The following is a 12972-nucleotide window of genomic DNA, read 5'->3' on the forward strand; positions in this document are numbered from 1 at the left end:
GACCGAGAGTTCAGCCTTGTGACTGGAAACGTTATGTACGGGCTTTCACCGTGATTCACGTTTCAACGAATCGCACCGACCCAGCCCGTGAGAATTTTCAGATGCAGATTGAGGTTTTGTTAAGCCTGCGACCTCTAAGATTGTCAAAACCCGTGCCAGCACTCAGCATCTAATTCTACAATTTCTACCGTGACAGAGCGGGTGTGGCACTAAAAATCTAGGCGGGAAAACGCTTGTTTCCCTATCTAGGACTTGGAAGTGCTACCCGTAGAGTTGATTAAAAATAAAACTCTTATTCTCTATAATTTTTTCTAATTTGAATAATTAAATAAATCTTAAATACTATGAAACCAAATAAGTTCATAGCTAAAATATTTTAATATATTTAGGAGCGAGTTGTATGTTTCAGTATTTTGTAATGATTCCTTCCCTTCTTGAAGAAAAAGAGGTAGACAAAGACGTAGACAAAGAAAAAGTCAAGTCGATGCAAGTTGCTAAGTACAATTTTAATCTGGGCTTACAAGTAGGGGATGACATTGAGCTGATTCTTCACTACGGTGACGAATGCTTTTCGTTTGGAAGTAAGGTCGTGAAAATATTAAAAGTTATAGAAAATGACAAAGAAAGACTTGATGATATTTTCAAAATTGAGGCTCATGTAGAGATTTCGGACAAAGAAGATGTTATAAAAGTTCGAGAAATTCTTAAGGGGCTGAATTCATCGTCTCGCTCTGGTTTCCATCCAATGGGTTTTTCTAGCTAGTGAGGAGGGTAAATAGAATTTATCAGTTTGCGGGCAATCTTATGTTCAAAAATCTTGTGATTCGTCTAATCTTCACTGCCGGAGTTTTCTTTCCTTCTTTTCCTGGTGGGAGCGTTGCTACTCCGTTGCTCCAAGTTCAAAATCCCAACACATATCCAGAGGCTGACAAAAATGGAGACTACCACATTGTCAATGGAAAGAGTGGAGTCATGCCTTGGGTGTGGGAAGTCGTAGATCCAGAAGGTTTGAATGTTCGCTGGCAAGATAGGACTGGTCAAAGTAATCGAATGGATATGATTGATTTGCCTGTTGATAGGATTATGCCCACTGGAGAAAGATTTGATGCTGTTGGAATTTTTCTTGACCGACGGGGAAAACCTTGGCTATGGGTGGGAAGCCATTCATTCGGTCGAACTCGCTACTGGGTCAGAGCTAATACAAATTATGTCCGACCGATTCAAAGAATTAATCGCGACTTAAAGTGATTAATAACTGCTATAAATGTTTGATTTTTTTTAGAATCAGGGATAACGAATAAAACCCACAACACGTAAAGTGGATTATCCCCGCCTATAGCAAGGTTTTGGAGTGAGTAGGAAAATTACCCTTTCCCCGCCTAAACCCCTAGCGGGATTTTTTCGACGGGCTATTAAGTCTTTGCCGAAGTGAAAAAATTTAGAAGACCGTCGGAAAAATAGTCGCCACCCCTACCGATTTCTGCGGTGTAAGCACACCCACTGTTAGTAAGTACCGTAAGCGCTTACAGTCAGAGGGCGTTTTGCCCGAAATTCAAGAGCGACCGCAAACTCAACACCGGGAACATTGACACCCAAGCCAACCATAACGAGAAAATTCTCAAAATTGCCAGTGAGCTAGACGCAAGGGAAATTGAAGAAATTATTGAACTACTAAAGGCAAAGCTCTAAAAACGCACCCGGTTAGGCTTTTGTCAGAGAATAAAGATTAACTTGTCCACCACATCACTGGACAAGTTAATCTTTATTCGATCGCACTCTTTAATGCCAGCAACTGTAGAGAGCGGACTTTCAGATAGCCACTAAGCGAATTTAAGGCGATCGGGCGATCGACTAGACCCCCTTCCAGCGCCGGAGTAACCGTGCTGTACCAGTTTTAAGCCCTGGGTTAGGATATGGGAAGTTAATGGCGATTAACAATGATTTGGGATGTGAGCTCGTGATACCCGATTCTTAACAATACGGAAAACCCTAATTAGCTTCTTAAGAGCGAACGCTAGGATTAATAAATCTTTTTGCAAAAAGTAATTATGAGCAACATCACTCAAAATGAAGACTCCCTCGTAGAAAAACTCAAAGCGACTGATAGCAATAGTTCTGATATAATTTATAATGGTTTCAAAGCAGTCGCTAGCTCTATACCAGCACTCGGGCCGTTAGCGGAATTCTTTATCGATACCTATATTGGTCCTCCGACAACGAAAAGGATACGTAATTTTTTAGAAACTGTAGTTGAAAAATTAACTGAGCTACAATCTAAAGTTGAATCAGTTAATTGTGAAAATCCGGTTTTTTTGACAACTTTTCTCCATGCGTCTCAGATAGCTCGCCACACTCATAAGGAGCAAAAACTTGAAGCCTTGAGGAATGTAGTTCTCAATTCATCTATTCCCAGCTCTGTAGAGGATGATGTTTTAGCGATATTTCTCAACTGGATTGATGGTTTTACTGCACTTCATATCTCTACTCTAAAACATCTTCACTACTTAGATAAATATGCCATAAAAGAATTAGACACGTATTTTCCTATGTTGGAACAAAATAGAGCTATATATAATCAGGTTTTAAAAGATTTGGCAGATCGGGGTTTGATAAATTTAAGAGAAAATTACGTTACGAAAGAAGATGCGGATGGTGATATAGCCTTGCAAAGGTTGGGCATTTCTAGATATTCAACTCCTCTTGGTGCAAATCACATATCTCAAAGAAGGGGAGGAAAAGAGAGAGAACTAAAAACGGTTAGGCGCCAAGAAGATATTGATAAGCTCCTTAAAATGAATCGTTTATATGGTCAAGAAAGTAAAACCACAGAGTTAGGAAAGCAGTTTATGGAGTTTATTGAGTACCCGTCTATTCAAACTGAACTTATGTAAAATTTATGACTTTTAAATCGCTCTCTTTAAACCAGGATATTTCTCTTACTATACATTTATAGAAATGGTGGTGTTTAATGAAGCTGTAACAGTTTTGAGTCGTAAATAAGGAAAGTTGCGTATCCCCGCCTAAATTTTTAGTGGTTCACCCGCCCTGTCACGGCGGTAGCCGTAGAATTTAGGAGCTGAGTGCTGGCACCGACTCTGCTTACCTTTGAGCTGCCATCAAAATATTTGTAGCCAAGCTACAGCCACGTTGCACTCAAGCTGCACTCAAATGGTGTATTTTGACCGTCCCAAAACCGCTCAAGCCGATGCGGTGCGAGTAACAATTCAACCTCCCAGGGACTGACCTAGAAGGTTGAACAAACCACTTGGGGTTAAAGCTTGAGACAATTTTGTTATCCCTATCAAAACTGCAAGCTCATGAAAATTCCATCATGGCCCGCGTGGTTTCCTCATCCTATCTCATGGTTGAGAGGTTTTGGACTTACTTACGCTTTCACTTCTACGGTCAAAGGTCAGTTTCCTGTACAGTCGGCTGAAAGCCTTGCCCCCATTTTAATTGGGGGTTGGCTCTGGGTAGCGGTTCTATTTAGTTGGTTGCACTGGTTTTCTGTCTTTGTTGCAAATCTACTGCTGACACATTTACCTCAAAAACCTTCACTGGATAATTTTCGCCAGCGTTTAACTACTTGGTCGAACACAAAGCAGCCGCACTGGAAAGAAGGGTTAAATGCCTTCATTATTAGCTTCGTGACCTCTATTCTCGTAGTATTTGTTGTATTTTCAGTAGTTCCTGCACCTAGCAGACAGGAAGCCTACAACAACGACTCTTACGAACTGAGACAGTTCATGATTCACGTAAGGTTTACTCTAATTCCGATCGGAATGACCATAGTTTCCGCCTACCTCTACCAATACGATCTGTGGGCCCGTCAGCGAAAAGCTGCCAAGCAAGAAAGGCGATCGCAGAATTCCAGCGCACCTGCTGTAAAACAAAAAAGGCGATCGCCTGTTGCCAAAAACTTACCCGCTCCAAATCCCATAGAACAAGGGCTCAACCAACTGAGCGCCGATGCTGGGGCAACTCGGATGCGACCTGTAAGACCAGCAGCCCCCGAAGTTGCTGACTGGTACGTGTTCCGCTCGGGTAAAGCCGAAGGGCCGTATACCGCATTGCAACTCTGGGAGATTCAGAAAATTACAGCTCGTACAAAAGTTAGACGCGGAGAGGGTGACTGGCAACGCGCTGGTGAAGTTTCAGAACTGACCAAATATCTTACAAAACAATAGAGATAGCTTGCTTTTGGAGTCTAAAAAAGGGTTTGAGTGCTTTTACGCTTTGTTCTAATTGTCCGGCGATCCTAGTCGGTGTTGTTCTAATCCTGGTTAGTCAGCTAGCCGTAAAAGCGCCCTTTTCCGGTAGAGAGTCAGAATCCGTCGTTCGATCGTCAATCTCTGATTGACCAGTTTGGGTCACGGCTTCTATCAAATCCCGGAATTTTTCTTCCAAGTGCTATCGGGCTTCTCGTCCGAGTCGCGAGCGTTATCAAGATTTGAACCAGGCTCAGGATAATAAATTAAACTAGAGCTAGGTTAATAACTTCGTAATTTTCATGTTTAACTGCCATTTTGGCAATCTTAGGCTAAATGGCTAGGTTAGTCTGAAATTGTTAAATTACAGAGCAGGTTTACATTATGAAAGATACTCAACAACATCTACTTATTGAAGATATTGATTACTGCAACACAGTTTGTGAAGAAACCAAAGCTATTAGTGGCGGTTTTTTCAGGAAACTGGCTCCCACATTTTTCAAAATAGGTAAGGCAGTATACACGAGTGAAAACAAAACCGTTCAAGATGTAATTGAATTCATAAAGTTTGGAGTTTGATGTCAGAATGTCTGTCCCTCCCAACGAATCTGACTGGGGAAGGCTAACATCTCAGTCTATTTGCCCGCCGTTTCGTACAAAATGGCGAAAGAGGAAGCTGTGGCAGTGTTGGAAGATGCGATCGAGCGTGCCGCAGATGAACGGGATGCGAGCACCATCGGGAGGTCGCCTGCAGAATTCGTTAAGCTCGATCGTCCGCTCTAAGCGACGTGCTACCAACTGCCGATCAAACCTCACTGCTCTGCTTCAGGTTTAGGTTCCTTGGGTTTTTTCTCAAAGACTTGGATACTTGGCTCTAATAGCACAAAGCCGTTAGGGGTTGATTCACCCATTTTGCCACCGATAGCAGCCACCCACATGGGATAGTTGGCAGCAGCATCCTCAAGCTTCTTCCATATTTTGGGCTTAACACTAACGGACACTATCCGATCGTCACAGTCAAGCTCAAAGGTTTTCCAGTTGTCTTTGTTAATCTCTACGTTATTCGGTAGTTCGTTAATTTTGATAATAAGTTCAAGCTTGCCAATTGTCATAGATAGTTTCGTTGGTTTTCTGGTACTTTGTCAGCTTTGTTATATTTTCCAGCCTAGGGGTTGAAATCGCTACAGCTTCATCAGGATAATCTAATTTTCCCATCTATGACTCGAAACTGCTACGGCAAGGTCAGGATATAATAAATAACTTGTTGCGCTAGCAGGTTTTTGTGCTGGTAACTGGTTGGTAGAGGAAAGAAAGCAACAGCGAAGGTTGGTAAAATGGATGAAGTCGTCAAGAAAGTAGCTGCTTTGGGTTTACCAGGTATCATCCTGGTAGTAACGATGGCTGCGACAGGTTTGACAGGAGCGGCTGCAATCACAGCAGCTCTAGCATTTCTAGGTGGCCCGGCAGGAATGCTCGGAGGCATTGCCGTACTAGGTTTGACGGGATTGATTGCAGATGCCTTAACAAAAGTAGGGTTAGAGGACTTGCTAACAGCAATTTATTGCCAAAGGCGCTTATCTGAGCCACACGGGAAACTTTTAGATGAGATTGAGCAATTATCCCTGTTTGATGGCGATATCAAAGAAAGGCTCAAGCAAACAGTGACAGATGGATGTGGTTGTTCAGCAGCCAGCGCTGCAAACATTTCAGATGTTACTAGGGAGGCTCGCGCCATTTTAGAAGCTGTCCCAGGAATGACACCAGCACACCACAGGGATTTTAACAGCTCCAATCCGATTATCAGACTTAGGGATGGAACAGCGGTTAGGGCTTGGAAAAACCCCCTCGGCGTTGACCACATTTTTTTAGCCGATCCCGATGGCAAAATGATTTACGGTGGCTTCGTAGGCTGGATTCACAGCGAGGGTTTGAATCAAGCAATTTCGCAGATGAGAAGCAACTTGACTTGACATATCACTCGGACAAGAATGGCGAGATCCTTTGGCGGTCAGGAAACTGAAGAAAAATCAACCTAAACCAAGAAAACCACAATAACTCAAGGAAAGTCAACGTAAACCAAGAAAACCACAATAAATCAAGGAAAATCAGCCTAAAGCACGGTTTATCTACTGGTAAACCGGGCATAAACTATGAATGACCGAGGTACCGCATCAAGCCGATCGCCCCTGGTTGTCTCTTCAGTTTTTAAGCAGGGAAGAGACAGGCTAGCATTGATGATATTGCTAGTGGTTAGGGGGGCGCTAACCAAAACGGTTCCGGGCACAACTTCATTCCTTTCTTAAGTAGCCATTCGGGATTGACAAATTTAGAGTATGAGTTTTGTGGGGCAGGTTTCAAAAGGGAAAAAATTGAGGGGTATTCTTCGGCACTAATAAGATTGTATCGTTTGCCATCAGGAGAAATAAAGAAAATAGACCGATTTTCCACAGGTGTCACAATACAAACCAGGGTTCCGCTCTTTACCGTCAGTGGCCAGTCTTTCCCAAATTCTTTTTCTGTAATAAACCGCTCTCTTTTTTCCGTCGTGCAACCTCTCGCCAACAGCAACAAACCTATCGTCATGCACTTCTTAAAACTCATTTGATTTATCCCTCAATCCCTCTTTTTTTACTAAGTTTACAATGAATTAACAGGTTTTTTATTATTCAACTTTTGCTCATGCAGTTTGAGTTTGAGCATCCAAATGTTACAGTTCGGACATTCATTTGGTGCTTTTATAGTCTCGACAGGCAATATTAGTACGAGGGAGGACACAGCCGCCGCCCTTCTTCTATTAACACGTCCGTACTCATAAACGCGGGTGGATTCTTGGGGTCGCGTTTGGTAATAGGATAGATTGGAAGAAGATTTTTTCTTAATGGCGCGGGGTTGCCCTGAAGTAAATATTCTTTGCCATCTAGTGCAACAAAAAAAATAACGTCTCCGTTTTCTGAATAAAAACAAGCCACTTGACCGCGTGGCACTGTCAAGGGCCAAGCATCACCGAATTTCTTTTTTGACACAAACCGAAACCTGTCGTCTACACAACCTGTTACTAGCAGCAACAAACTCATTGCCACATATCTCTTCCAATTCATACACTTCACTCCGATACTTTTCTTTTTTGGGGTGCAAAAACTCTAGCTAGGATATAGCGGAGATACGGGCAAAATAGGACACGATATAAAGTTTTGTACTCAATCTCGAACCGAGTCTATAACTCAAGTTGTGCAACTTTTAAACAGCACCTATTTATTACCAATTGGGTGCTTTTTAAAAGTTGATAATTTACGGTCAACACAAATTTTTACTATTGGGGGCAGAGTCTCTTCCCGTCATCTATCAGCACTCCAAGATACCTCTTTGAGCGTGGGTTTACAGGATCTGGCAAGGTAATTGGATCAATCGAGGGATAGCCCGCAGTTATGGCGAAACCGTTGACGGCATATTGGTTTCCGTCAGGTGCAGTAAAAATGACAGCCTGGTCTACGCAAGATAATATGCCGTTCGTCACGGTAAGTGGCCACGTTTTTCCATACGTTTGTTGGTTAACGGTTATGCTTGTCTCTTCCGCGCAACCTGTCGCTAGCAGCAACAGAGACATTGCCATGCACTTCTTCCAACTCATTAGGCTTGTGTCCCAATTCCTTGCTTTTCTTAAGTCTGGCATAAGATAGTTTGGATGAGTTCGGATATACGTTCATGGGTAACAGCGTCGGCGGGGAGGCTAGTAACGATTGAATTTGCTGCTCGATCGGCTCAAAATGAGACTGGCAAAGCTAGGTCAGAGACAGAAGACGGAGCAACACTCGACAAGCCGCTTAAACTCTGCAAATTGCACCTCGCCGACAACCACGTAAGAAATTTATGTTATACCAATTCACTATGAATTCGTACCCAAGCTAAAGCCAACCTTACCCGTTCCGGTGATTATATAATCGTGAACTACCAACGCTCTGTTTTGGGTCAGGGTAAAAGCGGGCATATTTCTCCCCTTGCTGCCTATCACGAGCCAAGCGATCGATTTCTGATTGAAGACGTAGCCAGTTATAAATATCCGCCTGTATGGGCTTCTACTGAAAATCTTTGGAAAGCAATGAATACTACTGATTCAACTTCCAAAAAGACACGCGGCTATCTCGTTGTGCACCAATAAAATAGATAATTAGGCATTGCATAACGGGGCTTCAACACTTACTCAAAAATGGCAAGAGTGCGGGTGCGACCAAAAGGAATTGGAACATTATGCTATCTTTGATTTGAACTTTATCAGTTTTAAAAAGCATTATGCCTAAATTTTTTGCCATTGTTGTAGCAACCATTCCAGAGTATTACGACTACAAAATCGCTCATCCAGAACACGACCCAAATCAGCTAGCTTGGTTTCGCGAGCAACAGGAGAAAGGAATACTACTGTGCTGTGGGCCGTTTTTTCCCCATGATGGAACGGGACTTTGGATGATTCAGGCAGAAAGTGTGGAAGAGGCTCAAACAATTGTTAACAGCAGCCCGCGCGCGCGGGATGGTATGTTAGCAGAATCTACCAGAGTAGTGGAGTGGCAGGTGCATATTGGGCGTGAGCGTTTTGACGATAGTAAATAGGCAGGGGCTATATATGTTTTCCCATCACTATTGCATATCGTTACTGCTGATTGCCTGCGAGTTTGGCCAGCGAATCAAAAAGGCGATCTGCTAGCCTGTACCCGCTTAACGGTATGCCGCAGCAGTTCAAGACTTTAAAACGCCTTGAGTTGATTTTCCTACGCCGCCTGCTTGATAGAAAACGGCCATAATCCGGCTCATCGATTCACTGCAGACACATCGGTCTTGAGTGCCAGCATAACAGGAGTATTAGCCACTTGTTCAACTCTATCTGTCGTTAAATGTCGCTACCTGTGAAAAGACCTTTCCTTCAGGACTTACGAGCAGACAAAGGCATTCATAATAGGGGATCATTCTGAAGACCTCAAGTCGAGGTATAGATTGCTGGATATCACCAAATAAAGGGTATCAGACGAGTGCTGGCTTGTTGATACTCTTGATAGTTTTGGTACTTTTGAGACATTGACTCTTCTTTGGAGAAAATACGCTGTATGTAAAGTAGAGCAATTAAACTTGGTAGTAAATAAGACCAAATGGAACCCGCCACAACACTGAAACTTAGGTATCGCAGCAAATCACCAAAGTAGTTAATATTACGGGAAAAGCGCCAAATCCCATCACTAACTAAACCCGCTCCCTACTGCTTTGCCGTCAGTTTTTGAATGTCAGCCGTGGCATTGATTAGAGAGCCAAAAAAGAAGAGCGGCAGCGCAACAGCAGCGGCTGTCCAAGAGATAGGCTCCGGGTTGGTGAAGGCTACATATCCAGGGAAAGAGTAAAAAACACCGACAAATAATAGACTGAAGATGAAGCCAGTAACTCCGATCGGTTCGCTGAATATCTGTTGTCGCCGCAAGGGATAAAACCATTGCTCAACCAGCCACCACAGACAATAACTAATGTGTAAACAAAGATAGATGATTTGGCGCAGGTCTTTGATGCCAAAAATTAAGGCATAAGCAACCAATAATAAAATGGGTAGTGCCCTGAAGGAAAGGATCAAGATGATAAAACAAAACCGAATTCAAAAAAAAGTAGGTATCTAGAGTTGTAAACTAGCATTATAATGATGTACAAAACTCCCAATTGCAGCAATATGATTTTCCAATTTCTTAGAAAAGGATAAGCTCTTTCTCACCAATCGAGATACTCGTTGTCGAAGGGTGCAGTTAAATCGCTCGATATAGCTGGTACAACCACTATCTTTGTCTACACTATAATGACGTTTACTGGGCAATACAGAATCATAAGCACTCCAATGGTCAGTATAAATTACAGCACATTGACGGTAAACAGGTGGCATGGAATTCCATAAGGCACTCTTCTGATACTGCGCTACGATCTCCAATATGTACACCAACAATTTCCCTAGTCTGGGCATCCAATGCAAGCCAAACCCACTGCTGATTGCCTTTATTGTCAACAAACGACCATAACTCATCCATCTGAACATTCAGGCGCTTTTTTGGCTTGGAACTCACCTCCACTTGCTTCTTAACAACAACAGCTCGGGCATTTACGTACCGCTGCACTGTATCTTCTGATACTTGTAATACCCGAGCAATTCCGGCTTGAGAAATACGTTCAAGTAACATCCGCTGGATTAACTCCTGTTGTTCTTTCGTAATAGCTTTCCACGCGGGATTTAGAACAAATTGACGACCACATTCTCGACATTTGTAGTTTTGTTTACCAGGCCGAGTCTGACCGTTACGACTAACTTCTTCGGAGCCACAATTGGGGCAAGAATTAATTTCTACTGTCATATCACCAAAGGGAAACACTTCTCTCTAATAGTAGCTTAAGTTTACTCCATCCTTTCCTTCAGGGCACTACCATAAAATGGTGAGGACTTTTGCCGTATTAATCGCGGTCAGTTGGGTAATCCCAGAACGAGTTGAACTAGCTGTGTTCTCCATTGTTTTTCCAGAAATAAACGCCATTGTATGTTCAACAAAGGGCGAACGCTTGATTAAATGGGAGCGCACGCGCCTCTTAGTGGGAGTGCGATTGGGGGGATACTTTAGCCGCAACGTCCGGTTCAATGGGCGATCGCATAGCCGCTACTTTGACTCTTCGCCGTACTTAAGTTGTGGTCAAATGCCCCCCCTTACGGCTCTTAAAAACTGGGTCATCCCAGCCCGCATTACCTTTGAGTTTAATCAAATCCTGGCCTCAAAGCAGCAGTTAAAGTGAGTTTCCTGATGTAAGAAAGGGTAGAGAGTGCAGAGAGGGCTCCCCTTACTTGGTCGGGCCGCACTTCTAAGTATTTCTGCAATTGTTCTAAGTTGCGGTGGCCGCTGATTTCTTGAATAATCCGCAATGGAATACCCGCGTTGCTCATCTGAGTGAGTGCTGACCTTCTGAGGCTGTGGGTGGAAGCGCAGATGATGCCGACTTTTTCGCAGGTTTCTTGGAATAGGTGAGAGGCGGCTTCTGGGTTCGCGTGCTTCCAGCAGTGGTTGAGGTGGCGGCTGGGGAACAGGTAGGGGAGTGAGGGATGCTCGTAGGTTTCTAACAGCAGCCTCAACTCTTGAATAATCGGGATAGTGCGGGTGCCGAGCTTGCCTTTAGTGTTGCCCTTGCGGATAATCATTTCGGAGCGGATGACACCCGCCGGGGTGAAAACATCGATGACTTTCAAGCTGCACGCTTCGGCAATGCGGCAGGCGGTGTAGAGACAAACTCCAAAGAGGGCGCGGTCGCGGTCGCTCTGCAAACCTTCGTTGAACAAGAGTTCGATTTCCTCTTGCGTGAATATCTTGGCCTGCCCGTGTCCCTCTATTTTCATGCTTGGTGTATACTCGACCCGATACCACAAAGTTTGCCGCAAATACTGCATTACTGCATCGGTAGGCGGGGATTTCTTAATACGGCGGTTCAGAAGTGGGTAAGTTTTAGAAGGCGATCGCACTCCTGTTTATTGATATGTTTGGTAAGGATACAAGCGCTGCGTTTGAGGTGAAATGATGCCACTGAGAGCATTTTTTGCAGGCCGAGAGTTATTAGCCCCTCTGATGTCCGATGAAGAATGGCTCAATTTGAAAGCTCAGCGCCCAAAAGTTAGACTGTGCTGTTGTGACTCAACTGGATACTTACGCACGTCTAAGCTCGGCACCAAGCATTTTGTTCACGGCAAAGACAGGATTTGTAATTGGGCCCCGGAAACGTGGCAGCACCTATTAGCCAAGACTGAAATTGTTCGAGTCTGCCAGCAATTCGGCTACGACGCAAAAACGGAAGTTTCAGGCTCTGATTGGAGAGCGGATGTTTTAGCCACCAAAACAGACCGGGGAAAGTTAGTCAAGCTAGCTTTTGAGGTGCAGTGGAGTCCGCAAACTTTAGAAGAAACTGCTGCAAGGCAAGCCAAATATCAGCGGGATGGCATTCGCTGCTGCTGGCTGTTTCGTAAACTTCCTACATCTCCTGATTTTAGTTGCCAAGACTTACCTATGTTTAAATTGTGGCTGGAATCAAAGGATGCTCTAATGGTTGATGCCTCTACCAGAACCCTGACGCTTCCTGAATTTATGGCAGCTCTGCTATCAAGGCATTTTAAATTTGCTTCTCATTACCAAGTCTGTCAAACTCAGGAAGTTAAGGTAATTTTTTTTGCTGTGTTTTGTTGGAGATGCCAACAACAGCACTACCTTTATTACCTTCCCAACTTGTTTTATTATTCAAAGTGCGGTGAAAAAATATATGATGGAGTTTTTGGGTATCCCCATGACGAAAAAGATTATATATTTAGACCTGAACTTATTCAAGCAGTCAAAAACTATTTAAAAACAGAGGCAGGTCAAACAATCCGCATGGGAGAGATCAAGAAACGGTACAGTAAAACAGTCAGGCGCTCTTATATGTCGTTTGGATGCCAAAAATGCGATGCCATTTGGGGCGACAATTTCTATTTTGAGGCTATGTCCGAAGCTTGGTATGGTTATATTCCTAGCATCGAACATGAGCTGCAAATAAGCTTAAATCCTCCCCTTAATTTGAATTCACGACCTCATTGGTGCTATTCACCCACAGGTAGCTTTTGCGACGGTTGAAGGAGGAATAGTATTAACCACAAGTTAGAGGACTCGCCGAGCAACAGAGTCACACTGTCGGTAACACGCTGTGAGCCCAACTCCCACAGCAGAGCGTACTGTGATACAGA

General features: G+C 43.6%; 18 protein-coding genes and 1 pseudogene. 10 read left to right on the forward strand and 9 right to left on the reverse strand.

Translation table 11 applies throughout. The annotated features are described in order from the left end of the window. Positions 1 to 400 precede the first annotated feature (400 nt). From QUA90_RS23740 to QUA90_RS23765, 6 genes are all read left to right on the forward strand, one after another. A complete protein-coding gene (locus QUA90_RS23740; protein ID WP_333448081.1) occupies positions 401 to 763 on the forward strand; it encodes a hypothetical protein in 363 nt (120 codons plus the stop codon). Positions 764 to 804: 41 nt separating this feature from the next. After that, positions 805 to 1248 (forward strand): hypothetical protein, encoded by a 444-nt coding sequence (locus QUA90_RS23745; RefSeq protein WP_333448082.1) that lies wholly within the window; start codon positions 805 to 807, stop codon positions 1246 to 1248. Positions 1249 to 2048: 800 nt separating this feature from the next. Continuing rightward, positions 2049 to 2891: a hypothetical protein gene (locus QUA90_RS23750; protein ID WP_333448083.1), complete on the forward strand. Its 843-nt coding sequence runs from the start codon at positions 2049 to 2051 to the stop codon at positions 2889 to 2891. A 426-nt stretch (positions 2892 to 3317) separates the two neighbouring features. Next, positions 3318 to 4187, forward strand: coding sequence for a DUF4339 domain-containing protein (locus QUA90_RS23755; protein ID WP_333448084.1), 870 nt, complete (start codon positions 3318 to 3320; stop codon positions 4185 to 4187). 405 nt (positions 4188 to 4592) lie between these two features. Then, on the forward strand, positions 4593 to 4787 hold the full coding sequence (locus QUA90_RS23760; protein ID WP_333448085.1) for a hypothetical protein: 195 nt from the start codon (positions 4593 to 4595) through the stop codon (positions 4785 to 4787). 81 nt (positions 4788 to 4868) lie between these two features. Beyond that, entirely contained in the window at positions 4869 to 4991 is a 123-nt protein-coding gene (locus QUA90_RS23765) for a hypothetical protein (protein WP_333448086.1), read from the forward strand. A 29-nt stretch (positions 4992 to 5020) separates the two neighbouring features. On the opposite strand, the gene QUA90_RS23770 is transcribed toward QUA90_RS23765, so the two are convergent. Next, positions 5021 to 5320 (reverse strand): hypothetical protein, encoded by a 300-nt coding sequence (locus tag QUA90_RS23770; protein ID WP_333448087.1) that lies wholly within the window; start codon positions 5318 to 5320, stop codon positions 5021 to 5023. A 222-nt stretch (positions 5321 to 5542) separates the two neighbouring features. Between QUA90_RS23770 and QUA90_RS23775 the strand changes: the two genes are divergently transcribed. Then, on the forward strand, positions 5543 to 6178 hold the full coding sequence (locus QUA90_RS23775; RefSeq protein WP_333448088.1) for a hypothetical protein: 636 nt from the start codon (positions 5543 to 5545) through the stop codon (positions 6176 to 6178). Between the two features lie 280 nt (positions 6179 to 6458). On the opposite strand, the gene QUA90_RS23780 is transcribed toward QUA90_RS23775, so the two are convergent. The 4 genes from QUA90_RS23780 to QUA90_RS23790 all read right to left on the reverse strand — a co-directional run bounded on the left by QUA90_RS23780 (position 6459) and on the right by QUA90_RS23790 (position 7912). Further along, positions 6459 to 6809, reverse strand: a complete 351-nt coding sequence (locus QUA90_RS23780; RefSeq protein WP_333448089.1) for a hypothetical protein — start codon at positions 6807 to 6809, stop codon at positions 6459 to 6461. Positions 6810 to 6964: 155 nt separating this feature from the next. Then, entirely contained in the window at positions 6965 to 7306 is a 342-nt protein-coding gene (locus QUA90_RS23785) for a hypothetical protein (protein ID WP_333448090.1), read from the reverse strand. A gap of 212 nt (positions 7307 to 7518) precedes the next feature. Beyond that, positions 7519 to 7818 (reverse strand): DUF2511 domain-containing protein, encoded by a 300-nt coding sequence (locus tag QUA90_RS30525; protein ID WP_445300140.1) that lies wholly within the window; start codon positions 7816 to 7818, stop codon positions 7519 to 7521. After that, positions 7757 to 7912: a hypothetical protein gene (locus QUA90_RS23790; protein WP_333448091.1), complete on the reverse strand. Its 156-nt coding sequence runs from the start codon at positions 7910 to 7912 to the stop codon at positions 7757 to 7759. Before QUA90_RS23790 ends, QUA90_RS30525 begins: the two co-directional genes overlap by 62 nt. A gap of 185 nt (positions 7913 to 8097) precedes the next feature. Between QUA90_RS23790 and QUA90_RS23795 the strand changes: the two genes are divergently transcribed. Next, positions 8098 to 8364, forward strand: coding sequence for a phytochelatin synthase family protein (locus QUA90_RS23795; RefSeq protein ID WP_333448126.1), 267 nt, complete (start codon positions 8098 to 8100; stop codon positions 8362 to 8364). Positions 8365 to 8495: 131 nt separating this feature from the next. Continuing rightward, positions 8496 to 8810: a YciI family protein gene (locus QUA90_RS23800; RefSeq protein ID WP_333448092.1), complete on the forward strand. Its 315-nt coding sequence runs from the start codon at positions 8496 to 8498 to the stop codon at positions 8808 to 8810. Between the two features lie 391 nt (positions 8811 to 9201). Here the strand turns inward: QUA90_RS23800 and QUA90_RS30530 are convergent. From QUA90_RS30530 to QUA90_RS23815, 4 genes and pseudogenes are all read right to left on the reverse strand, one after another. Continuing rightward, a pseudogene (locus QUA90_RS30530) lies at positions 9202 to 9435 on the reverse strand (methyltransferase family protein); the annotation flags it as partial. A 12-nt stretch (positions 9436 to 9447) separates the two neighbouring features. Beyond that, positions 9448 to 9777, reverse strand: a complete 330-nt coding sequence (locus QUA90_RS23805) for a hypothetical protein (protein WP_333448093.1) — start codon at positions 9775 to 9777, stop codon at positions 9448 to 9450. 75 nt (positions 9778 to 9852) lie between these two features. Then, a protein-coding gene (locus QUA90_RS23810) for an IS1 family transposase (protein ID WP_445300139.1) occupies positions 9853 to 10576 on the reverse strand; the annotation gives its coding sequence in 2 pieces (ribosomal slippage) (positions 9853 to 10128 and positions 10130 to 10576; 723 coding nt in all). A gap of 392 nt (positions 10577 to 10968) precedes the next feature. Beyond that, positions 10969 to 11724 (reverse strand): tyrosine-type recombinase/integrase, encoded by a 756-nt coding sequence (locus QUA90_RS23815; RefSeq protein ID WP_333448095.1) that lies wholly within the window; start codon positions 11722 to 11724, stop codon positions 10969 to 10971. 52 nt (positions 11725 to 11776) lie between these two features. Between QUA90_RS23815 and QUA90_RS23820 the strand changes: the two genes are divergently transcribed. Next, positions 11777 to 12862: a competence protein CoiA family protein gene (locus tag QUA90_RS23820; protein ID WP_333448096.1), complete on the forward strand. Its 1086-nt coding sequence runs from the start codon at positions 11777 to 11779 to the stop codon at positions 12860 to 12862. The last annotated feature ends 110 nt before the right edge of the window (positions 12863 to 12972 follow it).

It is taken from the genome of Microcoleus sp. D3_18_C4, assembly GCF_036702355.1.
In the GTDB taxonomy this organism is placed as follows: domain Bacteria; phylum Cyanobacteriota; class Cyanobacteriia; order Cyanobacteriales; family Microcoleaceae; genus Microcoleus.